General features: G+C 65.4%; 26 protein-coding genes and 1 tRNA gene. 14 read left to right on the top strand and 13 right to left on the bottom strand.

The genetic code is table 11. From position 1 onward, the window contains the following. Window positions 1-37: 37 nt before the first annotated feature. The 5 genes from WKH79_RS05155 to radC form a co-directional block, all read right to left on the bottom strand. Window positions 38-670: a phosphoribosylanthranilate isomerase gene (locus tag WKH79_RS05155; RefSeq protein WP_050601081.1), complete on the bottom strand. Its 633-nt coding sequence runs from the start codon at window positions 668-670 to the stop codon at window positions 38-40. An 8-nt stretch (window positions 671-678) separates the two neighbouring features. Beyond that, complete coding sequence (gene pyrF / locus WKH79_RS05150) at window positions 679-1,353, bottom strand: orotidine-5'-phosphate decarboxylase (protein WP_050601082.1); 675 nt, start codon at window positions 1,351-1,353, stop codon at window positions 679-681. Then, window positions 1,350-1,736 (bottom strand): DUF1049 domain-containing protein, encoded by a 387-nt coding sequence (locus WKH79_RS05145; protein WP_341859812.1) that lies wholly within the window; start codon window positions 1,734-1,736, stop codon window positions 1,350-1,352. Before WKH79_RS05145 ends, pyrF begins: the two co-directional genes overlap by 4 nt. A gap of 57 nt (window positions 1,737-1,793) precedes the next feature. Next, the gene (purB, locus tag WKH79_RS05140) at window positions 1,794-3,104 is read right to left on the bottom strand and encodes an adenylosuccinate lyase (RefSeq protein ID WP_341859811.1); all 1,311 of its coding nucleotides are present in this window, start codon (window positions 3,102-3,104) and stop codon (window positions 1,794-1,796) included. A gap of 107 nt (window positions 3,105-3,211) precedes the next feature. Beyond that, the gene (radC, locus tag WKH79_RS05135; RefSeq protein WP_082835715.1) at window positions 3,212-3,946 is read right to left on the bottom strand and encodes a DNA repair protein RadC; all 735 of its coding nucleotides are present in this window, start codon (window positions 3,944-3,946) and stop codon (window positions 3,212-3,214) included. A 36-nt stretch (window positions 3,947-3,982) separates the two neighbouring features. Between radC and WKH79_RS05130 the strand changes: the two genes are divergently transcribed. The 9 genes from WKH79_RS05130 (at window position 3,983) to WKH79_RS05090 (ending at window position 10,589) form a co-directional block, all read left to right on the top strand. Further along, the gene (locus tag WKH79_RS05130) at window positions 3,983-4,849 is read left to right on the top strand and encodes a hypothetical protein (RefSeq protein ID WP_341859810.1); all 867 of its coding nucleotides are present in this window, start codon (window positions 3,983-3,985) and stop codon (window positions 4,847-4,849) included. Next, window positions 4,810-7,206, top strand: coding sequence for a YdbH domain-containing protein (locus WKH79_RS05125; protein ID WP_341859809.1), 2,397 nt, complete (start codon window positions 4,810-4,812; stop codon window positions 7,204-7,206). The genes WKH79_RS05130 and WKH79_RS05125 overlap by 40 nt, the downstream gene beginning before the upstream one ends. A gap of 5 nt (window positions 7,207-7,211) precedes the next feature. Next, complete coding sequence (locus tag WKH79_RS05120; protein WP_050601086.1) at window positions 7,212-7,406, top strand: YnbE family lipoprotein; 195 nt, start codon at window positions 7,212-7,214, stop codon at window positions 7,404-7,406. 11 nt (window positions 7,407-7,417) lie between these two features. Then, entirely contained in the window at window positions 7,418-7,807 is a 390-nt protein-coding gene (locus tag WKH79_RS05115) for a YdbL family protein (protein ID WP_341859808.1), read from the top strand. Between the two features lie 200 nt (window positions 7,808-8,007). Next, entirely contained in the window at window positions 8,008-8,328 is a 321-nt protein-coding gene (locus WKH79_RS05110) for an AtpZ/AtpI family protein (RefSeq protein ID WP_063505957.1), read from the top strand. Window positions 8,329-8,385: 57 nt separating this feature from the next. Beyond that, window positions 8,386-9,174, top strand: a complete 789-nt coding sequence (locus WKH79_RS05105; RefSeq protein WP_255357767.1) for a F0F1 ATP synthase subunit A — start codon at window positions 8,386-8,388, stop codon at window positions 9,172-9,174. Window positions 9,175-9,210: 36 nt separating this feature from the next. Continuing rightward, window positions 9,211-9,438 carry a F0F1 ATP synthase subunit C gene (locus tag WKH79_RS05100; protein ID WP_050601089.1) on the top strand — a complete coding sequence of 76 codons (228 nt, stop codon included), beginning with the start codon at window positions 9,211-9,213 and terminating at the stop codon, window positions 9,436-9,438. A gap of 82 nt (window positions 9,439-9,520) precedes the next feature. Then, window positions 9,521-10,015: an ATPase gene (locus WKH79_RS05095; RefSeq protein WP_341859807.1), complete on the top strand. Its 495-nt coding sequence runs from the start codon at window positions 9,521-9,523 to the stop codon at window positions 10,013-10,015. Next, window positions 10,008-10,589, top strand: coding sequence for a hypothetical protein (locus WKH79_RS05090; RefSeq protein WP_160766670.1), 582 nt, complete (start codon window positions 10,008-10,010; stop codon window positions 10,587-10,589). The genes WKH79_RS05095 and WKH79_RS05090 overlap by 8 nt, the downstream gene beginning before the upstream one ends. Window positions 10,590-10,706: 117 nt before the next feature. On the opposite strand, the gene WKH79_RS05085 is transcribed toward WKH79_RS05090, so the two are convergent. From WKH79_RS05085 to aroA, 7 genes are all read right to left on the bottom strand, one after another. Beyond that, a complete protein-coding gene (locus WKH79_RS05085; protein WP_341860093.1) occupies window positions 10,707-11,180 on the bottom strand; it encodes a zinc-binding dehydrogenase in 474 nt (157 codons plus the stop codon). Then, window positions 11,072-11,671, bottom strand: coding sequence for an alcohol dehydrogenase catalytic domain-containing protein (locus WKH79_RS05080; protein WP_341859806.1), 600 nt, complete (start codon window positions 11,669-11,671; stop codon window positions 11,072-11,074). Before WKH79_RS05080 ends, WKH79_RS05085 begins: the two co-directional genes overlap by 109 nt. Window positions 11,672-11,676: 5 nt before the next feature. Beyond that, complete coding sequence (gene gloB / locus WKH79_RS05075; protein ID WP_341859805.1) at window positions 11,677-12,432, bottom strand: hydroxyacylglutathione hydrolase; 756 nt, start codon at window positions 12,430-12,432, stop codon at window positions 11,677-11,679. 197 nt (window positions 12,433-12,629) lie between these two features. Beyond that, the gene (gene rpsA / locus WKH79_RS05070) at window positions 12,630-14,333 is read right to left on the bottom strand and encodes a 30S ribosomal protein S1 (protein ID WP_230833119.1); all 1,704 of its coding nucleotides are present in this window, start codon (window positions 14,331-14,333) and stop codon (window positions 12,630-12,632) included. 393 nt (window positions 14,334-14,726) lie between these two features. Then, window positions 14,727-15,347 (bottom strand): (d)CMP kinase, encoded by a 621-nt coding sequence (locus WKH79_RS05065; RefSeq protein ID WP_341859804.1) that lies wholly within the window; start codon window positions 15,345-15,347, stop codon window positions 14,727-14,729. Next, the gene (locus WKH79_RS05060; RefSeq protein WP_341859803.1) at window positions 15,344-15,613 is read right to left on the bottom strand and encodes a permease; all 270 of its coding nucleotides are present in this window, start codon (window positions 15,611-15,613) and stop codon (window positions 15,344-15,346) included. Before WKH79_RS05060 ends, WKH79_RS05065 begins: the two co-directional genes overlap by 4 nt. After that, on the bottom strand, window positions 15,610-16,917 hold the full coding sequence (gene aroA, locus WKH79_RS05055; RefSeq protein WP_341859802.1) for a 3-phosphoshikimate 1-carboxyvinyltransferase: 1,308 nt from the start codon (window positions 16,915-16,917) through the stop codon (window positions 15,610-15,612). The genes WKH79_RS05060 and aroA overlap by 4 nt, the downstream gene beginning before the upstream one ends. Before the next feature lie 169 nt (window positions 16,918-17,086). On the opposite strand from aroA, the gene WKH79_RS05050 reads away from it, so the two are divergent. From WKH79_RS05050 to rimM, 5 genes are all read left to right on the top strand, one after another. Further along, window positions 17,087-17,434, top strand: a complete 348-nt coding sequence (locus WKH79_RS05050; RefSeq protein ID WP_050601097.1) for a TIGR02300 family protein — start codon at window positions 17,087-17,089, stop codon at window positions 17,432-17,434. Between the two features lie 91 nt (window positions 17,435-17,525). Next, a tRNA-Ala gene (locus WKH79_RS05045) sits at window positions 17,526-17,601 on the top strand. Between the two features lie 188 nt (window positions 17,602-17,789). Next, the gene (gene ffh / locus WKH79_RS05040; protein WP_160766675.1) at window positions 17,790-19,277 is read left to right on the top strand and encodes a signal recognition particle protein; all 1,488 of its coding nucleotides are present in this window, start codon (window positions 17,790-17,792) and stop codon (window positions 19,275-19,277) included. A gap of 34 nt (window positions 19,278-19,311) precedes the next feature. Further along, window positions 19,312-19,773: a 30S ribosomal protein S16 gene (gene rpsP, locus WKH79_RS05035; protein WP_050601099.1), complete on the top strand. Its 462-nt coding sequence runs from the start codon at window positions 19,312-19,314 to the stop codon at window positions 19,771-19,773. A gap of 8 nt (window positions 19,774-19,781) precedes the next feature. Beyond that, entirely contained in the window at window positions 19,782-20,267 is a 486-nt protein-coding gene (gene rimM / locus WKH79_RS05030; protein WP_063512134.1) for a ribosome maturation factor RimM, read from the top strand. Between the two features lie 19 nt (window positions 20,268-20,286). On the opposite strand, the gene WKH79_RS05025 is transcribed toward rimM, so the two are convergent. Further along, complete coding sequence (locus WKH79_RS05025; protein ID WP_341859801.1) at window positions 20,287-21,201, bottom strand: NAD(P)/FAD-dependent oxidoreductase; 915 nt, start codon at window positions 21,199-21,201, stop codon at window positions 20,287-20,289.

Raw genomic sequence — 21,201 nt, 5'->3', positions numbered from 1 at the left:
GCATCAGGACTGCGGTTTGGCAGCCACGGGCCGCAGATCAGGCGGCGAGCGCGGCCCGGCAGAAATCGGCGATACGCTGCGGATCCTTCACTCCCGGTGCGCTTTCAACACCGCTCGACGTATCGACCAGCGGCGCACCGGTCGCGCGGATCGCTTCGGCGACATTGCCCGCCGTGAGGCCACCTGCCAGCGCCCAGTCGATCTTGTGGCGGTGCCCGGAAAGCAAGGACCAGTCGAAAGCCGTGCCATTGCCGCCGGGCAGTGCTTTGGCCGGTGCGTCGAACAGCAGGCGGTCGACCTTGCCGATGTATTTCTCGCTCCGGGTCAGCGTGCCAGCGTCCTTCAGCCCGACCGCTTTCCACACCTCATAGGGTAGGCTGCGACGGATACCGCCAATCCATTGCGGTGTCTCATTGCCGTGGAACTGGACCACGTCGGGCTGGATCGCGTTGAGGGCGCGTCCGGTGGTTTCGGGATCGGCATTGACCAGCAGCAGCACCGCCTTGGCCTTGCCCCGGGCCTGCTCGCGCAGTTCGCGGGCCAGATCGAGCGCGACATGGCGGGGCGAGGGTTGGTAATGAACCAGCCCGATATGCGTCGCGCCCGCGGCAAGCGCTGCATCTACCGTTTCGGGCGTCGAAAGCCCGCAGATCTTGATCTGGACCGCCATGGTGAAACCTACAGCGTGGCTTCGATGGCGCGGGCGGCCTGCGCCGGATCGTCGGCCCGGCTGATCGGGCGTCCGATGACCAGCACGCTGGCACCATCATCGCGCGCCTTGCGCGGGGTGACGACGCGCTTCTGGTCGCCGGTGCCGCTGCCCGCGGGGCGCAATCCCGGGACGACGAAAAACCCGTCCTTCCACTGGTCGTGGACCGATTTCACTTCCTGGCCCGAACAGACGATCCCGTCGAGACCGGCGCGGTGCGCAAGATCGGCAAGGCGCAGCACCTGATCGTGCGCGCTGCCTTCGATCCCCGTGCTCGCCAGATCGCGATCGTCCATGCTGGTCAACATGGTCACAGCAACGACCTTGGTGTGTTCGCCCGCTGCGGCCTTGGCATCCTCGAGCATGGCGCGCCCGCCGCTGGCATGCACGGTGACGATGCGCGGCTCCAGCACATGGATCGCCTGCATCGCGCCCGCGACGGTATTGGGGATGTCGTGGAACTTCAGGTCGAGGAAGATCGGCAATCCGAGCTGGCCGACCAGATGAACCCCATGCGCGCCATGCGCGCAGAAGAATTCGAGGCCCAGCTTCACCCCGCCGACATGGCCCTTGACCTTCCGGATCAGGTCGAGGCCGTCCTGGAGATGCGGGAGGTCGAGCGCGAGATAGATCGGATTGGTCATGCGGGCTTCGCAGGATCTGTGTCGACGGGGTCGACGGGATTGACCGGTTCGGGCGGCGGGTTGTGCACCGGAGCCTCGGGCGTAGGAGCAGGCGCGGGCTGGACGGTTGCCGAAGCATCGGGAGCGGGCGTAGCCGCGCCGAACCGGCTGGTCGCCGCCTCCAGCGCATTGATGCGCCTCGTCGCGCGCCACTTGCTCGCCCGGTGCACGAGCCACATCGGGATCAGCCCCAGCAGGAACGAGACCACTACCAGCGCGGGCAGCTTGGTTTCGAGCACGAGGTTCGACCAGATCTGAACCTCAACCGGCTTCCAGTTGAAAAAGCTGAATGCGAGCAGCGAAAACAGCAGCAGGACCCAGCCGATGGTGCGCACGATTTGCATGGAATGTAGCCCTCTTTCGTCTTGGCGTGGGATGCTAGGCCGGGACCCGTCCCGCGTCTAGCCGAAGACCCGCGCGAAGATCGTGTCGACATGCTTGAAGTGGTATTCGAGATCGAACTTCTCTTCGAGCTGCTCCACACCCAGCGCGGCGGTAACCTCCTCGTCGCGCTTGAGCAGATCGAGAAGCGTCAGCCGGCCGTCCGATTCCCACACCTTCATCGCATTGCGCTGGACGAGGCGGTAGGCGTCCTCGCGGCTGACCCCGTTCTGCGTCAGCGCCAGCAGCACGCGCTGCGAATGGATCAATCCGCCCATGCGGTCCATATTCGCCTGCATGCGCTCGGGATAGACCAGCAGCTTGTCGACCACGCCGGTCAGCCGCGCTAGCGCGAAATCGAGCGTGATGCAGGCATCGGGACCGATGAACCGCTCGACCGAGGAATGCGAGATATCGCGTTCGTGCCACAGCGCGACGTTTTCCAGCGCGGGCAGTGCATAGGCGCGGATCATGCGCGCCTGACCGGTAAGGTTCTCGGTCAGGATCGGGTTGCGCTTGTGCGGCATCGCGCTCGACCCCTTCTGGCCGGGCGAGAAATACTCTTCCGCCTCGAGCACTTCGGTGCGTTGGAGATGGCGGACTTCGACCGCCAGCCGTTCGATCGAACCGGCGATGACCGCCAGCGTCGAAAAGAACATGGCGTGGCGATCGCGCGGGATGACCTGCGTCGAGACGGGCTCCACGGTCAGGCCGAGCTTGTCGGCGACATGCTCTTCCACCTGCGGGTCGATGTTGGCGAAAGTGCCGACTGCACCCGATATGGCACAGGTCGCGATTTCCGCGCGCGCCGCGACCAGGCGGGTCTTGCAGCGGTCGAATTCGGCATAGGCCTGCGCTAGCTTGAGCCCGAAGGTCACCGGTTCGGCATGGATGCCATGGCTGCGCCCGATGGTGGGCGTGTATTTGTGTTCCTCGGCGCGGCGCTTGATCGCCTCGAGCAGGCCGTCGAGATCAGCCAGCAGGATATCGGCAGAGCGTGCCAGCTGAACCGCCAGCGTCGTGTCGAGCACGTCGCTGCTGGTCATGCCCTGGTGCATGAAGCGCGCTTCGTCGCCGACATTCTCAGCCACCCAGGTAAGGAAGGCGATGACATCGTGCTTGGTGACCGCCTCAATCGCATCGATCGCCTCGACGTCGATCTTGGGATCGGTTGCCCACCAGTCCCACAGCGCCTTGGCCGCGCTCGGCGGGACCACGCCCAGTTCGCCCAGCTTTTCGGTCGCATGCGCCTCGATCTCGAACCAGATGCGATACTTCGCTTCGGGCTCCCACAGGGCAGTCATATCGGGACGGGCGTAGCGGGGGACCATATAAGAGCTCCGATTGCGGGTCAGGCGGGATTCGCGGCTGCGCGGCGGCTAGGCCGAGCCGGCAGAATTGGCAAGGTTTGCCCCCGGGGGGGGCCGTCCTGAACAGATCAGAGGAGGCCCTTGGCGCGCAGCGAGACGTTGCCTTCGCGCCCGATGATGACGTGGTCGTGGACGGTGACCCCCAGCAGGCGGCCTGCTTCCGCGATCCGCGCGGTAATGGTGATGTCGGCGCGGCTGGGTTCGGGATTCCCGCTGGGGTGGTTGTGGACGAGGATCAGCGCCGTCGCGCCCACATCGAAGGCCTTGCGGATGACCTCGCGGGGATGGATGGCGGCTTCGTCGATCGACCCCTCGCTGAGGAGGTGGTCCAGGATCAGCCGGTTCCGGGTGTCGAGATAGAGCCCGCGCACCCGTTCATGCGTCAGATGCGCCATGTCGATGTTGAGATAGTCGAGCAGCGCTTGCCAGCTACCCAGCACCGGGCGGTTTTGCACCGCACCGCGCGCCATGCGCCGCGCCGCCAGCGCATTGGCGTGCAATGCCGCAACACTGGCATCGCCCATGCCCTTGACCTGGCGCAGCGCCTGCGGATCGGCCGTGAGCACCGCGGCGAAAGACCCGAAGTGTGCGATCAATGCCTTGGCGAGCGGTTTCGTATCGCCCTGGCGGATGGCAGCGAACAGCAGGAATTCGAGCAGTTCGTAATCGGCCAGCGCTTCAGCACCGCCGTCGAGCAACCGTTGGCGCAAGCGTTGTCGATGGCCGGTACCGGCATGGCCCGCCGAATTTTTTGGATCTCCCGGCAACCGATCCCCCACATCCCGCGTTTGAGGCACTTGCATTGCCTTTAGCAGGCATATCGCGCAAGTGTGGGATCGATGGAGCGGGCCGCGAGCGACAATGACATGACGGCCGACGATTCCGTCAGGCGATCCCGCTGGCGCCGCAAGCGCTGGGCGGCGCTGCTGGTCGTGCTGGGAGCGCTGCTACTGGCTGGCCTCGGCCTATGGCTGTCGCGCGAACGGATCGTCGACGACATCATTCGCGACCAGCTCGAGGCCTATGATATCCCGGGCAGCTACACGATCGAGCGGATCGGCGGGACCACGCAGATACTGTCCGACGTCGTGCTCGGAGATCCTGACAATCCCGACTTCACCGCCGAGCGGCTGGTGGTCACCCTGCGCCACCGGTTCGGCATTCCGGAAATCGGCGGCGTGGTGCTGGTCAAGCCGCGCCTCTATGCCAGCTACCGCGATGGCGAACTGAGCCTCGGGCGGCTCGATCCGCTGGTGTTCGGCGGGGACGACAGTCCGGCGAGCCTGCCCAATCTGAATTTCGAAGTCCGCGACGGCCGTGCGCTGCTGGCGACCGACTACGGGCCGGTCGGCATCAAGCTGGCGGGTTCCGGACTTCTCAGCCATGGCTGGCAGGGATCTATCGCGGCGAGCGCCCCCGAGCTCGCGACTGCGGGCTGCGGTATCGAGAATGCCACCGCCTTCGGCAAGCTCACCTCGGTATCGGGTGAGCCGCAGTTCGCAGGACCCGTCCGCTTTGCGGCGCTCACCTGCGAGGAAAGCGGCCTTGCGCTCGACGACTACGCGATGGAGCTGAGCGTCGTTGCCGATACGGCGCTGGCCAATCCCGCGATCGAAGCAAGGCTCGAGGGGGAGAAACCCGGTTCGGCGACCAGTCCGCTGCAGCCTTGCTGGGCACGGTCCGCGCCCAGATCCGCGACCGGCTGACGACCGCCAGGTTCACGCTCGCCGCGCGCGGGGTCGATACACCGCAGGCGCTTGCCGCAGTGCTCACCGCCGAGGGGCAAATGCGGGCGACCGACGGCTTCGACCACGTCCAGCTCGACAGCAATCTGGAAGGCAACGGGCTAAGGCTGGGCCGCTCCACGATTGCAGCGATCCGGTCGCTGGCGCAGACCGGGGAGGGCACGCTGGTTGCGCCGCTGACCGGCAAGCTGGCGGCAGCGCTTCAGCGCGAAGCCCGTGGCAGCGCGCTCGATGCCGATATACGCCTGCGGATCGATCCGCAGGGCTACTCGCTGCTCGCGCCGCGCGCCGAATTGCGCGGTGGTAGCGGGGCGCAGCTCGTATCGCTTTCACGCGTCGAGATTGCTGCGCCGGATGGCGAAGCCCCTTACGTTGCGGGGAACATCGCAACCGGCGGCGCGAACATGCCGCGGATCAGCGGTCGGATGGAACGCAGCGAATCGGGTGGATCGATATTCCGCCTGGCGATGGAGCGATATGCCGCGGGCGACAGCGCTCTCGCCGTCCCCCAGATCGTCATTGCGCAGGGGCCGGGCGGCGCCCTCGGATTTTCTGGCCGGGTGCTCGCAAGCGGACCGCTGCCGGGCGGCTCGGCGACGAACCTCCTGCTGCCGCTCGAAGGCCGCTACGCGGGCGGGCAACTGGCGCTGTGGCGTTCCTGCATGGACGTTGCGTTCGACCGGCTTCAGCTCGCCGACCTCACATTCGAAAAGCGCGGGGTCACACTGTGCCCGGCACGGGGACGCCCCATTCTCTCCAGCGGGCCGGGCGGCCTGCGCATAGCCGCCGGCACCAGCGGGCTCGATCTCGAAGGATCGCTGGGGGAAACCCCGATACGGATTGCCACCGGTCCGATCGGGTTCGGCTATCCCGGCGTAATGACCGCGCGGGAAATCGATGTATCGCTGGGCCCGGTCGAGACCGCCAGCCGGTTCCGCATTTCCGACTTGGACGCGCGGATCGGGCAGGACATCGCCGGAACGTTCAGCGATGCGGATATCGCGATTGCGGCCGTCCCGCTCGATCTGATGCAGGCAAGCGGACAGTGGCGCTTCGCCGATGGGCGCCTGGCGATCGAGGAAGGCGCGTTCACGCTGGTCGATCGCGACGAATCGCCCCGGTTCGAACCGCTTATGGCGCGCAATGCCACGCTGACACTGGCCGAGAATGTCATCGACGCGCAGGCGCTGCTGAGGAATCCGGCAAGCGAACGCGTGGTGACCGCGGTCGATCTGCGCCATGATCTTGGAACCGGTGCGGGCTGGGCGGATCTCGACGTGCCCGGTGTCCGGTTCGATGAAGACTTGCAGCCCGAACAGATATCGCAGCTGGCCAAGGGGGTGATCGCCAATACCCGGGGAGTGGTCACGGGCGCCGGACGTATCGACTGGGCCGCAAACGGGACTGTGACCAGTACCGGGCGTTTCTCCAGCGACGATCTCGATTTCGCGGCTGCGTTCGGACCGGTGAAGGGCGCGGCGGGGACGGTCGAGTTCACCGACCTGCTCAACCTTACGACCGCACCCGACCAGACGATCCGCGTTGCCTCGGTCAATCCGGGGATCGAAGTCTTCGATGGCGAGGTCGGCTTCGAGTTGCGCAATGGCGAAGTGCTGGCGGTATCGGGCGGATCGTGGCCCTTCATGGGCGGCGAATTGCTGCTCCGCGATGTCGATCTGACGCTGGGGATCAGCGAGGAGCGGCGCTACATCTTCGAAATCGTCGGGCTCGAAGCTGGCACCTTCGTGACCGCGATGGAACTCGAAAACATCTCGGCAACGGGGCTGTTCGACGGAACGGTTCCGATCGTGTTCGATGAACGCGGCGACGGGCGGATCGACACCGGCGTGCTGATTTCGCGGCCCCCGGGTGGCACCGTCTCCTATGTCGGCGACCTGACCTATGAAGACCTCTCACCGATTGCCAATTTTGCCTTTGATGCCCTGAAAAGCCTCGATTATTCGCAGATGCGGATCGTGATGGAAGGCCCCCTGACGGGCGAAATCGTGACCCGTGTGCGTTTCGACGGCGTGCGCCAGGGCGACGCGGCCCGGTCCAATTTCGTCACGCGGCGCCTGGCGGCACTGCCCCTGCAGTTCCGCATCAATGTGCGGGCGCAGTTCTACCAGCTGCTGACCAACCTCAAGTCGCTCTACGATCCCGCATCGGTGCGCGACCCGCGCGAACTGGGCCTGCTGTCCGACGACGGCACGCGCCTGCTGCGGCGCTCGATTACCGGCGAGGAAGCCGAACCCGATATCGACCCGGACGACATCGTGCCGGATGAAGAACCCATTCAGGAGCAGGAAAGCGAGTGAGGGCTATGAACGACCCCAAATTGACCGGGAGGGTGGCTGCCGCCATGCTCGCCACAGTCGCGCTCGGTGGTTGCATTACCGTCAATGCACCCGAGGAGCCGATCGTGATCGAGCTGAACGTCAACATTCGCCAGGAAGTGATCTACCGCCTCGCCGAAGACGCGGGCAATACGATCGAAGACAATGCGGATATCTTCTGATGGGTGAGGTTATGAACAAGCTAACGAAATCGGTTCTCGCTGCGGCGGCCCTGGCGACTGCGCTGGGCGGCATCGCGTCCCCGGCATTCGCCCAGCGCGATCCCGCCTATGCCTCGGCGCGTGCCACCGGGCAGGTGGGCGAGCGGATGGACGGATATCTCGGCATCGTCGTGGCGGAGACCCCGGCGCTGCGCCGCATCGTCAACGACATCAACATCAAGCGCCGTGCGGTCTATTCCGAACGCGCCAAGGCAACCAATGCCACGATCGAGGAATATGCGCTGACTGCCGGGTGCCAGGCCATACTCGCAACCGCAGTTGGCGAGAAATACCAGGCGCCCGACGGCAGCTGGCAGACGCGCACTTCGGCCGCTCCCCTGCGCGACCCGCGCTGCCCCTGACCCTTAGGCCCGACCGCCGGTTGGGCGGATTTGTGAACGCCGGCGGGCCATGCTGCCCGGTCTGTTTCGATTTTCCCGACCTTGGATGCACAGCACGCGCCGGTCCGTGTTGACTCGCCAACACCCCCCTTCTAAGGGGGCGACGCCCTCGGCGGGCAAGTCCGTGCCCGTGCCGCGCAACCCCCTTAAAGGAGCAAGGCATGAGCAACGACGAACCCGCACGGGAACCTGTTAAGGAGGATGCGCGGATCGACGCGCTGGAGGCGCGGCTTGCAGCCGCGCAGCAGCGCGAAGAGGAACGCAACCGTCCTCAGGCTTCGGGTGCCGATGCGAATTATCGCAGCGGAAACCGGGTCCTGGCGGATCTTCTTGGCGGGCTCCTTGGCGGTGCGGTGATCGGTTATGCCATCGGCTTCTTTACCGATACCAACCCGTGGGGTCTGTTGGTCGGGCTGTTCCTCGGAATAGTGGTGGCCTTCAGGAACGTTATCCGCGCGGCAAACCGGCGCCCCGGTGAATAATCCCCGAACCGAGGGGGTTACGGGGTGTTCGTTACAGGATTTAGGGACGTAAGAGACGTGGCAGCCGAACAGGCCAAAGTCGACCCGATGTACCAGTTCACGATCGAGCCGCTTGCCGGTTCGGGCGGCTGGGAAATCGCAGGCTACAACATTGCCTTCACCAACAGCGCGCTGTGGATGCTGATCACCACGGTGGTGCTGTTCCTCTTCGTGCTCGGCGGGATGAAGCGCGAACTCGTGCCCGGACGCTGGCAGATGGTCGTCGAATCCTTCACCGGGTTCATCGACGATATGCTCGAAGCGAACATCGGCAAGGAAGGGCGCAAGTATGTGCCCTATGTCTTCAGCCTGTTCATGTTCATCCTTTTCGCCAACCTGCTCGGCCTGATGCCGCTGGGCGTGTTCGGCCTGCACCCGTTCACTTTCACCAGCCACTTCACCGTCACCGGCGTGCTGGCGATCATCAGCTTCTCGATCGTGCTGCTGGTGGGTTTCTGGAAGCACGGGTTGCACTTCTTCTCGCTGTTCGTGCCCGAAGGCACGCCGCTGCCGATGATCCCCATTCTTGCACCTATCGAGTTCATCTCCTTCATGGTGCGCCCGTTCAGCCTTGGCCTGCGTCTGTTCGTGGCCATGATGGCCGGGCACGTTCTGCTCGAAGTGCTGTCGAGCTTCGTGATCGACGGGACCAATGCCGGCGCCACCTTCGGCCTGATGGTCGGTTTGCCCAGCTTTATCCTGATGATCGGCATCTGCGCGCTCGAACTGCTCGTAGCCGGCATTCAGGCTTATGTTTTCGCCCTTTTGACGTCGCTGTACATCAACGACGCCGAGAACCTTCACTAATCGTTTTAATTTAGCGTTTTTCCAAAGGAGTTTGAAATGGAAGCTGAAGCTGCAAAGCTGCTCGGAGCCGGTCTCGCCGCTGTTGGTGCCGGTCTCGCCTCGCTGGGTGTCGGCAATGTCTTCGCCAAGTATCTCGAAGGCGCACTGCGTAACCCCGGCGCCGCCGACGGTCAGCAGGGCCGCCTGTTCATCGGCTTCGCCGCTGCCGAACTTCTCGGCCTGCTGGCGTTCGTCGTCGCGATGATCCTGATCTTCGTCGCCTAAGCACGACCACCGATATTGCACCGGCCGGATATGCGTCCGGCCGGTGCCGTGATTTTACCGTACCCGCCTTTCGAGAGCTGACATGCCCCAGATCGCACAGCTTGCCGAAACATGGTCCAGCCAGGTCTTCTGGCTGCTGGTCTTTTTCGGCATCACTTTCTTCGTCATCGGCCGCGGCATGGTGCCGAAGGTGATGGAAACCGTCGCCCAGCGTGACAGCCAGATCGCCGCCGACCTCGGCGCGGCCAAGGCCGCCCGCGATGCAGCCGACGAGCAGGAAGAGGCCTGGCGGGTCCGCGAGAACGAGAACCGCGCCGCGGCGCAGGCGATCGTGGCCAAGGCCAAGGACGAGGCTGCCGCCAAGTCCGAAAAGAAGCTCAAGGCGGCGCAGACCCGTCTCGACAAGAAGCTGGCCGAAGCCGAAGACCGTATTGCCGAAGCACGCACGGCGGCGCTGACCGAAGTCGAGGCAGTCGCTGCCGAAGCGGCTCAGGACATCGTCAGCCGTCTGGCCGGTGTAAAGGTGACCAAGCCGGTTGCCACCAAGGCGGTCAAGGAGGCGATAACTCATGGCTAATCCCGTAACCGGAGCGCCCGAAGTGTTCGCCACCGAAGCTGCCCAGACCCTGGTCGAGAATGGCAATGGCGGCGCACCGGTCCACGTCGAGCCCGAATTGTGGGGGCTTGCGCCCTTCCAGATCGTCTCGATCTCGATGCTGGTCCTGCTCCTGTTCGCCTTTTTCGGCGCCAAGGTTCACAAGAAGCTGGCCGGCGGGATCGACGGCAAGATTGCTGCGATCAAGGAACAGCTCGAAGAAGCCAAGCAGCTGCGTGCCGAAGCCGAGACGCTGCGCGAGGAATATGCGCAGAAGATCGCCGGGGCCGAAAAGGACGCCGAAGCGATGCTGGCCAATGCCCGTCATGAAGCCGACGCGATCCTCGAGAAGGCCGAAGCCGACAGCAAGGACATGGTCGAGCGCCGCAAGCGGATGGCGGAAGACAAGATCGCCGCTGCCGAACGCGAGGCAGTGGCCGACGTGCGCAACCGCGCGGTCAGCGTGGCGACGGCGGCAAGCCGGTCGCTGATTTCCGACAAGCACGATGCCGAAGCCGACAGGCTGATGGCCGACAAGGTCATCGCCGGGATCTGATCCCGCTCGCGGCAGCCCGACATTCGAGAGGGCGGTCCTGCGGGGCCGCCCTTTTCGTATGTGCTGCGTCTCGGAGGAGGCACCGGAGCCAAGGGCGGTGCCAGTGCCAGCGGGAGGCTACGGTTCGAGGACCAGCTTGCCGACGCTGTCGCCGCAGTCCATCCGTTCGAAGGCTTCGCGCCATGAGGTTAGCGGCAGCGTGCAGTCGACATGCGGCGCAATCCGTCCCTCGCTTGCCAGCGTGTCGATCGCGCGGGCGACATGCTCGCCGCGCTCGGGAAACCGCCTCGCATATTCGCCGGCGCGGATGCCCACTACCGAGAACCCCTTGATCAGCGGGATATTGACCGCGATTTCGGGAATCCGCCCGGAGACGAAGCCGATCACCAGCAGCTTCCCGCCGAAGGTCACGCAGCGCGTGCTTTCATCGAAAACGTCTCCGCCCACCGGGTCGAAAACGAGATCGCACAGCCGACCATCGGTCAGCCGGGCAATGTCTTCGCGGAACCGCCCGGTGTTGAGAATGGCAGCGTCGGGTCCGGCGACTGTGCGCAGCATTTCGAGCTTGTCCTCGCGGTGCGTTGCCGCGATGACCCTGCCGCCCAGCGCGCGCGCGAGGTCGCAGGCGGCAAGACCCACCCCCCGCTTGCCCCATGCACCAGCACGGTCTGCCCGGGCTGCAAGCCGCCGATTTCCACCAGCGCGACATAGGCAGTGTGATAGGCCGCGCCCATTGCCGCCGCAGCAGGGAAATCCATTCCTTCCGGCATATGGCGCAGCGCGGACGCGGGGAGCGCGACGTATTCCGCGAACGCGCCAGTCTTGGCCCCTCCGCGCACCCGGTCGCCTACGGCAAAGCCGCTGCCGGGCGCCGCTTCCACGACCTCGCCGGCCATTTCCAATCCCGCGATGAAGGGCGGTTCGGGTTTGAACTGATAGTCCCCGCGCGTCATCAGCAGGTCGGGATAGTTGAGCGAGGCGGCGCGCATGCGCACCACGACCTCGCCCCGGGGCCGTTCCACCTCGGCAAGTTCGACGCCCGACAGGTCGGGCGAAAGCGCGGTGACGAGGACGGCTTTCATTGCGGTCAGAAACTGTCCTTGGCGGCGCGCAGGGCGGCGAAGGTCTCCGCCGGGATGGTCCCGCCCCAGCGATCGCGCAACGCGTCCGCATCCGCCCGCAGGAAGGGGTTGGTGGCCAGTTCGCGCGACAGCACGGTCGGCACGGTGGGTTCGCCCTTGGCGCGTTGTTCGTCGATGCGCGCGGCATAGAGCGCCAGTTCGGCATTGTCCGGATCGGCATGCAGGGCGAACTTGGCATTCGCCTGCGTATATTCATGCGCGCAATAGAGCAGCGTGTCGGCGGGCAACTGGCGGATCCGGTCGAGGCTGTTCCAGAACTGCTCGGCTTCGCCTTCGAACATGCGGCCGCAGCCGAGTGCGAAGACGCTGTCGCCGACGAAAGCCATGTCAGCTTCGGCGATGTGATAGGCGATATGGCCGTTGGTGTGGCCCGAGACATCGATCACGCGTGCCTGCCAGTCGCCCAGCATCACGCTGTCGCCATTGCCGACCACGCGGTCGATCCGGCTGAGTTTGTCGACTTCCTGCGGGGCGATGACGGTGGCTCCGGTCGCATCCACGATCGCCGCATTGCCGCCCGCATGGTCGGGATGCCAGTGCGTGTTCCAGATCTGCGTGATCTGCCAGCCCTTGGCGCCGGCCTGTTTCAGGTATTCCGCCCCGTCGGGAGTATCGATCGCCGCGGTTTCGCCGCTGGCGGGGTCATGCAGCAGGAAACCGTAATTGTCGGACAGGCACGGGAATTGGTGAACTTCGAGCATGACGGGGAACCTAGGCGGGTTCCCCCGTATAGGAAAGGCCCGCTTGCGGATCTCGCAAGCGGGCCTTCCTGTGTTCGTCATCCCGGCGCAAACCGGGATCGCTGACGGCACCGCGGGACTTGTCGCCCATGATCCTGGATCAGGTCCGGGATGCCGGTGCGGCAGGCGCCCGCTGCGCGGGCGCCAACCTGTTACCGTCAGTCTTCCTTCTTCTTCAGCGCTTCGCCGAGGATGTCGCCGAGCGAGGCACCCGAGTCGGACGAACCGAACTGCTGGACCGCTTCCTTCTCTTCGGCGATCTGACGCGCCTTGATCGAGAAGTTGGGCTTCTTCGAACGATCGAAGCCGGTGACCATCGCGTCGACCTTGCTGCCGACCTGGAAGCGCTCGGGGCGCTGCTCGTCGCGGTCGCGGCCGAGATCGCTGCGCTTGATGAAGCCGGTCGCGCCGTCTTCGCCAACCTGCACTTCGAGGCCGCCATCGCGTACCTCGAGGATCGAGACGGTGACGGTTTCGCCCTTGCGGACCGAACCGGCGGCACCGGCTTCGGTCGGTGCACCCTTTTCGAGCTGCTTCATGCCGAGGCTGATGCGCTCCTTGTCGGTGTCGACATCGAGGACGACGGCTTCGACCTGCTCGCCCTTGCGGTGCAGTGCCAGGGCGTCTTCACCCGAGATGCCCCAAGCGATGTCCGACATGTGGACCATGCCGTCGACGTCGCCGTCGAGACCGATGAACAGACCGAATTCGGTGGCGTTCTTGACTTCGCCTTCGACCTTCGAGCCGACCGGGTGCTTGTCCGCGAATTCTTCCCACGGATTGCGCTGGGCCTGCTTGAGGCCGAGGCTGATGCGGCGCTTCTCGCTGTCGACTTCGAGGACCATGACTTCGACTTCCTGCGAGGTCGAGACGATCTTGCCCGGGTGGACGTTCTTCTTGGTCCAGCTCATTTCCGAAACGTGGACCAGGCCTTCGATGCCCGGTTCGATTTCGACGAAGGCGCCGTATTCGGTGATGTTGGTCACGGTACCGGTCATCTTCATGCCGACCGGGTACTTCGCGGCAACGCCATCCCACGGATCGCTTTCCAGCTGCTTCATGCCGAGGCTGATGCGCTGGGTTTCTTCGTTGATGCGGATGATCTGGACGGTCACCGTGGCGCCGATTTCGATCATTTCGCTGGGGTGGTTGACCCGCTTGTAGCTCATGTCGGTGACGTGCAGCAGGCCGTCGATACCGCCGAGGTCGACGAAGGCGCCGTAATCGGTGATGTTCTTGACCACGCCGTCGATCACCTGGCCTTCGGCCAGCTTGTCGATCAGTTCGCTGCGCTGTTCGGCGCGGGTTTCTTCAAGCACGGCGCGGCGCGACACGACGATGTTGCCGCGGCGGCGGTCCATCTTGAGGATCTGGAAGGGCTGGGCCATGTCCATCAGCGGGGTGACGTCGCGCACGGGGCGGATGTCGACCTGGCTGCCGGGCAGGAAGGCCACGGCACCGTCGAGGTCGACGGTGAAGCCGCCCTTGACGCGGCCGAAGATGCGGCCTTCGACGCGCTTGCCTTCGCCGAATTCGTTTTCGAGCTTGTCCCAGGCGGCTTCGCGGCGGGCGCGGTCGCGGCTGAGCATCGCTTCGCCTTCGGCGTTTTCGACGCGGTCGACATAGACTTCGACTTCATCGCCGACGCCGGGCGCGGTTTCGGTTTCGGAGCGCTGGAATTCCTTGAGATCGACGCGGCCTTCGCTTTTGAGGCCGACATCGATGTGCGCCATGCCGTTTTCGATGGCAGTGACGGTGCCCTTGACGACGCGACCCTCGAAGCCGCCGTCATCGGCGCCACCGAGCTGCTCGTCGAGCATGGCCGCGAAATCGTCGCGGGTGGGATTGGCTGAAGTTGCCATGTGTGAGTAGTCCTAACTTACGTTTGCTACCGGCCACCGGTTTTACCGGGGTCTTTACCCGTCTCTGCGCACGATTGCGCAGGCCAACGGGGCAAGAGGGCCGCTGTCTCCCGCGAGGCCGGATGCCGCCGCGGAAGTCCTTTCAATCGGGGATTGAGAGAACGGGCGCGCGCCTAGGCGAAACGGGCGCGAAAAGCAAGCGAATTGCGGGCCGCTGCCGATAGACATGGACCGCATGTTACACGGTCCGGAGCAAAAACCGGTGCTGGCGCTCCGCTTCGTGCAAACGGCGGGATTCCGCAGGGTCGATAGCAAGGGGAGGGGCATCGCTGGCACCATGCGCCGGCCCGGGCCATGTAGGAAAGCGCCCCGCGCGCCGCTTCCCGGGACCGCTCAGCCGATGGCCTGCTCGACTGCCTCGATCGCCGCGGCGACGGCCTCGTCCTTGTCGAGGTTGCTGGTGTCGATCACCATGGCATCGGGGGCCGGTACCAGCGGCGCGACGGCGCGGTTGCGGTCGCGTTCGTCGCGGCGCCGCAGGTCGTCCTGGATCTCGAGCAGGTTCACGCCCGCGCCGCGTTCGCGCATTTCGAGGAAGCGGCGCTGCGCGCGCGCCTCGACGCTGGCGGTGACGAACAGCTTGGCCTGCGCCTCGGGCGCGATCACCGTGCCGATGTCGCGCCCGTCGAGCACGGCGCCGGTGTCGCGCGTGGCGAAGCTGCGCTGGCGGTCGAACAGCGCCTGCCGCACCGCCGGGTGAACCGACACGCGGCTTGCCAATCCGCCGGTCTGCTCATCGCGCAATGCGGGATCGCCGAGCAAGGTATCGGGAAAGGCGGTGGCGGCGAGCGCATCGCCGGCGTCGTCCGGGTCGCCGCCATCGAGGAAGACCTGCCGGCCGACCGCGCGATAGAGCAGCCCGGTATCGAGATGGGGCAGGCCGAAATGAGCCGCCAGGGCCTTGGCAATCGTGCCTTTCCCGCTGGCAGTCGGTCCGTCTACGGCAATGATCATGCTTCGCGTTCCTGTGTCTTGCGCGTGCCCCGCACGGCCTTGGCGATGCCGAAGATCGCGATGGCGGCCCAGAATCCCTCGAGCACGAGGCTCGGCCAATTGGTATGCACCAGCAGCGAGACGGTAAGCAGCGCTGCCCCCATGAGATTGGAGCCATGCAGAACGAACGGGTTGGGCGCATCCTTGATGGTCAGATAGCCATAGGCGCCGATAATGCAGGCGGTGCCGACGAAACCAACCCAGCTGGCCCAGTCGAGCCCGGTCATGCCGCGGCCTGCGCGATCAGATCGATGAAATTGGGGAAGCTGGTGGCGATCGGTTCGGCGCTGTCGATGGCGACGCCGTCGCCGCTGGCGAGCCCTGCGACCGCCATGCTCATCGCGATGCGGTGGTCGAGATGCGTGGTAACCGGACCGCCGCCGGGCAGCGGCGTGCCGCCGGTGCCCGTTATGGTCAGCCCGTCGTCGCTTTCCTCGACCTTTGCCCCGGCCAAGCGCAGCGCGGCCGCCATGGCGGAGAGGCGGTCGCTTTCCTTGACGCGCAATTCCTCCAATCCGCGGGTGATGGTGGTGCCGCGCGCCAGCGCTGCGGCCACGAACAGCACGGGGAATTCGTCGATCATGCTGGGGGCGATCGCCGGGTCGACTGCAATCCCTTCGAGGACGGCGTGGCGTACACGCAGATCGGCTACCGGCTCGCCGCCGACCTCGCGCTCGTCGATGAATGCGATATCCGCGCCCATCTGCCGCAGCACGCGGAAGATGCCATCGCGCGTGGGATTGAGGCCGACGTTCTCGATCATCAGGTCGCTGCCGGGCACGATGCTGGCGGCGACGGCAAAGAACGCCGCCGATGATGGATCGCCCGGCACTTCGATATCGCAGGGGTGCAAATCGGCGGGGCCGTGGATGCGGATGATCCGCGCGCCATCATCCTCTTCCACGCTCAGTTCGGCACCGAAGCCGCGCAGCATACGTTCGGTATGGTCGCGTGTGGCGACCGGTTCGATCACACTGGTGATGCCGGGCGTGTTGAGGCCCGCCAGCAGCACCGCGCTCTTGACCTGCGCGCTGGCGACCGGGAGGCGGTATTCGATCGGTACGGCGGGCTGGAGGCCTTCCATCATCAGCGGCAAGGTGCCGCCGGGGGAGGGGGTGAAGCTGGCCCCCATCTGCGACAGCGGATCGATCACCCGGCCCATCGGGCGCTTCGACAGGCTGGCATCGCCGGTAAAGGCGGCGGTGATGCCATGGCTGGCGATGAGCCCCATCAGCAGCCGCGTCGAGGTGCCCGAATTGCCCATGTCGAGCGCCTCGCCGGGCTGCAGCAGCCCGCCGACGCCGACCCCGTCGACCACCCAGTCGGACCCGTCGCGATCGATCCGCGCGCCCATCGCGCGCAGCGCGGCCGCAGTGGCCAGCACGTCTTCGCCCTCGAGCAGGCCCGAAATGCGGCTGCGGCCCACGGCCAGCGCCCCGAACATGAGCGCGCGGTGGCTGATCGACTTGTCGCCGGGGACGCGGATGCGCCCGGTCAGCGGGCCGGAAGGAAAGAAGGTATGGGCGGTCAAGCGATTGTCCCGTATGACGCTGGTGGCGGAACGCCGCGCTTTGACAGTGGCAATGCGTTCTGGCAAGGCGCGCGCGCTGTTGATTCCTGCATGGCAGGTTCCCATCAATACGATTACGAATTCACGGCCCCGGGCGTAACGGCTGGGGCGGCACACTCAAGGATTACACATGGTCAAACCGGAATGGGGCACCAAGCGGACGTGCCCGAACTGCGGCACCCGCTTCTACGATCTGAACAAGGACGAACCCGTCACCTGCATCGAATGCGGTGAGGAATGGTCGCCCGAACCCGTGCTCAAGTCGAAGCAGCCGATCCTTGCCGAGGAAGAAAGCAAGAAGAAGAAGGACGCCGAAGCGGACAGCGATCTGGGCGGCGACGACGACGATGACGATCTCGACATCGATATCGACGAGGACAGCGATTCTCCCGACAATGAAGTCGACCTCGGCGGCGACGACGACCTCGGCGTCGAAACCAAGTCCAAGGGCGACGACGACAACGTCGACGAAAGCTGATTTTTTCTCTTGCGTTGCGCGGGGCGGCCCCATAAAGGGCTGCCTCCGCAAGGCTGGCGCACCTCCCAGGGGGCGCCATGAAAAATGGCTCGGGGCCTTAGCTCAGCTGGGAGAGCGCTACAATGGCATTGTAGAGGTCAGCGGTTCGATCCCGCTAGGCTCCACCATTTTCCCCATTGCGGGCCGGATATGTTGGTAGCAGGCCGCGACGACGGTTGCGGCTTGCTTCCACCACACCCGGGCAGACAGTTCTGGGTTTCACCGGGGAATTCCCCACGCTGGCCAACGAGTTTTCGTTCGCCGGCGTTTTTCGCGTCTATTCGGGCCGCCCGCGGTTCGGAAGGAGTAAGCAGGCATGTTCGACAATCTGTCCGATCGCCTCGGTAACGTCTTCGACCGCCTGAAGGGGCGCGGCGCGCTGTCCGAAAGCGACGTGCGCGAAGCCATGCGCGAGATTCGCGTGGCGCTGCTCGAAGCCGATGTCGCGCTGCCCGTGGTGCGCCGCTTTATCGATGCGGTGACCGAGAAATCGGTCGGCCAGGACGTGCTGCGCTCGGTCACGCCGGGCCAGCAGGTCGTCAAGATCGTCGATGACGAGCTGGTGGCGATGCTCGGCGGTGGCGGGGATGCCGATCCCGCCGACCGCGAACTCAATTTCGCGGCCAAGCCGCCGGTGGTGATCATGATGGTCGGCCTGCAGGGTTCGGGCAAGACGACCACGACTGCCAAGCTGGGCAAGCTGCTCAAGGAAAAGCACGGAAAGAAGGCGATGATGGCGTCGCTCGACGTCAACCGTCCGGCGGCGCAGGAACAGCTCAAGGTGCTCGGCGAACAGGTCGATGTCGCCACGCTGCCGATCATCGAGGGCCAGCAGCCGGTCGATATCGCCCGCCGGGCGATGGACAGCGCCAAGCTGCAGGCCGCCGACGTGCTGCTGCTCGATACGGCAGGCCGCCTGCATGTCGATGAAGCGCTGATGGCCGAGATGAAGGCCATCGCCGGCGTCTCGACGCCGACCGAAGTGCTGCTGGTGGTCGACAGCCTGACCGGCCAGGACGCGGTCAATGTCGCGCAGAGCTTCACCGGCGAAGTGCCGCTGACCGGCGTGGTGCTGACCCGCATGGATGGCGATGCGCGCGGCGGTGCGGCGTTGTCGATGCGCTATGTCACCGGCAAGCCGATCAAGTTTGCAGGGACCGGCGAAAAGCTCGACGCGATCGAGGCGTTCGACCCCAAGCGCGTGGCGGGCCGCATCCTCGGAATGGGCGATGTCGTCAGCCTGGTCGAAAAGGCCGCGCAGGGCATCCAGCAGGACGAGGCGGAAGCGCTCGCCAAGAAGATGGCCAAGGGCCAGTTCGACCTCGAAGACCTGCGCATGCAGTTGAAGCAGATGCAGAACATGGGCGGGCTGGGCATGCTCGCGGGGATGCTGCCGGGCATGAAGAAGGCCAAGGCGGCGATGGCCGCGTCGAACATGGACGATCGGGTGCTGCTGCACATGGATGCGATCATCGGGTCGATGACCGCCAAGGAGCGCAAGAACCCCGCGCTGCTCAACGCCAAGCGCAAGAAGCGCGTGGCAGCGGGGTCGGGCACGCAGGTGCAGGACGTCAACAAGGTGCTGAAGATGCACCAGGAGATGTCGCGCGCCATGAAGCAGATCAAGAAGATGGGCGGGCTCAAGGGCCTCGGCGCTTTGTTCGGCAAGGGGGGCATGGGTGCCGCCATGCCGGGTCTTGGCGGTCCGGGCGGCGGGATGCCCGGAATGGGCGGCGGCAAGGGGCCGGGGGTGGATCCTTCCACGCTCCCGCCCGACCTGCAGGACTTGCTCAACAAGAAATAGATTTCAGACGTTTACATTCGAAAGGTAATATCAAATGGCAGTTGCAATCCGTCTTTCGCGTGGTGGTGCGAAGAAGCGCCCCTACTACCGCATCGTGGTTGCCGATTCGCGTGCTGCACGCGACGGCAAGTATCTCGAGCAGATCGGCACCTACAACCCGATGCTGCCCAAGGATTCGGGCGAGCGCGTCAAGCTCAACGAAGACCGCGCCCGCCACTGGCTGAGCGTCGGCGCCAAGCCGAGCGACCGCGTCCACCGCTTCCTCGATGCCGCCGGCATCCTCGAGCGCAGCCCGCGCAACAACCCGAAGAAGGCCGAGCCGGGCGAAGCCGCCAAGGAACGCGCCGAGGAAAAGGCCGCGAAGCAGGCTGAAGCCGAGGAAGCCGCCAAGGCTGCCGCGGAAGAAGCCAATGCTCCGGCCGAAGAAGCAGCTGCCGAAGACGCTCCCGCCGAGGAAGCCGCAGCTGAAGAAGCTACCGAAGACAAGGGCGAGTAAGCACGCCCATGTCGGACAAGCCCGTCACGCTCGCTGCCGTCACCGGTGCGCATGGCGTGACGGGCGAAGTCCGCCTGAAGCTGCTCGGCGAGGGCTATGAAGCGCTCAAGCCACACAAGAGTTTCAACGGGGGTTCGCTGACCCTCACCAAACTCCGCAGCGATAACAAGGGCGGCGCGATCGCGCGGTTCGCCGAGGTGGCCGACCGGACCGCAGCCGAACAGCTGCGCGGTACCGCACTTGCGGTTTCGCGCGAGAACCTGCCGGCGCTGGACGAGGGGGAATTCTATTTCTCCGACCTGCTCGATCTGGCCGTCGTCACCGATACGGGCGAAGCGGTGGGCCGCGTCTGCGCAGTGGAGAATTTCGGCGCGACCGATATCGTCGAGATCGAGAAAACCGACGGCAAAAAGTTCATGGCGCCGCTGACCGCGCAGGCAGTGCCGCGCTGGGACGCGAGCCAGCTGGTGATCAACCCCGATTTCATCGGCTAGCCGGGAGGCGCCCGCAAATTCAGCGCCTGAGCGGACGTTCGCGGGCGAGGTGATTGCGGATCGTGGTCGCGGCAACGCCTGCCTGTCCCATCGCATGGCTGATCTGGTCGAGTCCGATCACGACGTCGCCCGCAGCGAACAGCCCCGGCACGCTGGTTTCGAGATGGTCGTCCACCAGCACGCAGTCCTGTTCGCTGACCTCGGCCCCGCAGCTGACTGCCAATCCCGAACGCACCAGCGATCCAAGCGCGGGATAGATGCTGTCGAAGGCCATGCGGCCCGCGCCAGTGTCGAAGGCGATCCGGCCATTCTCGATCGCATAGCCGCTGCACGGGCCCGCCACCCGGGCGATCCCCGCCTCGTCCAGCGCCTGCGAACACTGTGCGGACAGGTCGTGGCCGCCGTGCGGTGATACCAGCGTAAGGTCGGCCGTATAGGTGCGGATGAACTGCGCTTCGGCGGTGCCATGGTCGGCGGTGCCGATCACCGCCACGCGCTTGTCGGTCACTTCGTAGCCATCGCAGACCGGGCAATAGCGCAGCAGCCCGCGGCCGAGCGCTTCGGCGTGGAACTGGTCGTCCATCCCTTCCGGCCGGTTGTTGACCACGCCGGTCGCCAGCAGGACGGTGCGCGCGCGGAACTCCTCGTCGTCGCAGCGCACGATGAAATGGTCGCCATCGCGCCGCAGGTCGGTCACGCGGCGGGGTTCGCGCAGCGCGCCGTAGCGAGCCGCCTGGTCGCGCATGCGTTCGAGCAGTTCGTTGCCGTTGATCCCGTCGGGAAAACCCGCATGATTGTGGCTGGTGGGGATCCAGCTCGCCCGGCTCGTACCGCAATCGAACATGCGGATCGCAAGGTGATAGCGCGCCAGATAGATCGCGGCGGTCAGCCCGGCGGGCCCCGCACCCACGATGATGCAATCGTCGACATTCAT

The sequence above is a fragment of the Qipengyuania sp. GPGPB31 genome, assembly GCF_038396345.1.
Lineage (GTDB): Bacteria > Pseudomonadota > Alphaproteobacteria > Sphingomonadales > Sphingomonadaceae > Qipengyuania > Qipengyuania citrea.
The sequence above is the reverse complement of the archived record's forward strand: the minus strand, read 5'-3'. Positions and strand labels throughout refer to the sequence as shown.

Bases quoted from the DNA above. Each gene is read 5' to 3' on its own strand.
- WKH79_RS05155 (WP_050601081.1), bottom strand. From the start codon at position 670: ATGGCGGTCCAGATCAAGATCTGCGGGCTTTCGACGCCCGAAACGGTA.
- pyrF (WP_050601082.1), bottom strand. From the start codon at position 1,353: ATGACCAATCCGATCTATCTCGCGCTCGACCTCCCGCATCTCCAGGAC.
- WKH79_RS05145 (WP_341859812.1), bottom strand. From the start codon at position 1,736: ATGCAAATCGTGCGCACCATCGGCTGGGTCCTGCTGCTGTTTTCGCTG.
- purB (WP_341859811.1), bottom strand. From the start codon at position 3,104: ATGGTCCCCCGCTACGCCCGTCCCGATATGACTGCCCTGTGGGAGCCC.
- radC (WP_082835715.1), bottom strand. From the start codon at position 3,946: ATGCAAGTGCCTCAAACGCGGGATGTGGGGGATCGGTTGCCGGGAGAT.
- WKH79_RS05130 (WP_341859810.1), top strand. From the start codon at position 3,983: ATGGAGCGGGCCGCGAGCGACAATGACATGACGGCCGACGATTCCGTC.
- WKH79_RS05120 (WP_050601086.1), top strand. From the start codon at position 7,212: ATGAACGACCCCAAATTGACCGGGAGGGTGGCTGCCGCCATGCTCGCC.
- WKH79_RS05115 (WP_341859808.1), top strand. From the start codon at position 7,418: ATGAACAAGCTAACGAAATCGGTTCTCGCTGCGGCGGCCCTGGCGACT.
- WKH79_RS05110 (WP_063505957.1), top strand. From the start codon at position 8,008: ATGAGCAACGACGAACCCGCACGGGAACCTGTTAAGGAGGATGCGCGG.
- WKH79_RS05100 (WP_050601089.1), top strand. From the start codon at position 9,211: ATGGAAGCTGAAGCTGCAAAGCTGCTCGGAGCCGGTCTCGCCGCTGTT.
- WKH79_RS05095 (WP_341859807.1), top strand. From the start codon at position 9,521: ATGCCCCAGATCGCACAGCTTGCCGAAACATGGTCCAGCCAGGTCTTC.
- WKH79_RS05090 (WP_160766670.1), top strand. From the start codon at position 10,008: ATGGCTAATCCCGTAACCGGAGCGCCCGAAGTGTTCGCCACCGAAGCT.
- WKH79_RS05080 (WP_341859806.1), bottom strand. From the start codon at position 11,671: ATGAAAGCCGTCCTCGTCACCGCGCTTTCGCCCGACCTGTCGGGCGTC.
- gloB (WP_341859805.1), bottom strand. From the start codon at position 12,432: ATGCTCGAAGTTCACCAATTCCCGTGCCTGTCCGACAATTACGGTTTC.
- rpsA (WP_230833119.1), bottom strand. From the start codon at position 14,333: ATGGCAACTTCAGCCAATCCCACCCGCGACGATTTCGCGGCCATGCTC.
- WKH79_RS05065 (WP_341859804.1), bottom strand. From the start codon at position 15,347: ATGATCATTGCCGTAGACGGACCGACTGCCAGCGGGAAAGGCACGATT.
- WKH79_RS05060 (WP_341859803.1), bottom strand. From the start codon at position 15,613: ATGACCGGGCTCGACTGGGCCAGCTGGGTTGGTTTCGTCGGCACCGCC.
- WKH79_RS05050 (WP_050601097.1), top strand. From the start codon at position 17,087: ATGGTCAAACCGGAATGGGGCACCAAGCGGACGTGCCCGAACTGCGGC.
- ffh (WP_160766675.1), top strand. From the start codon at position 17,790: ATGTTCGACAATCTGTCCGATCGCCTCGGTAACGTCTTCGACCGCCTG.
- rpsP (WP_050601099.1), top strand. From the start codon at position 19,312: ATGGCAGTTGCAATCCGTCTTTCGCGTGGTGGTGCGAAGAAGCGCCCC.
- rimM (WP_063512134.1), top strand. From the start codon at position 19,782: ATGTCGGACAAGCCCGTCACGCTCGCTGCCGTCACCGGTGCGCATGGC.
- WKH79_RS05025 (WP_341859801.1), bottom strand. From the start codon at position 21,201: ATGAATGTCGACGATTGCATCATCGTGGGTGCGGGGCCCGCCGGGCTG.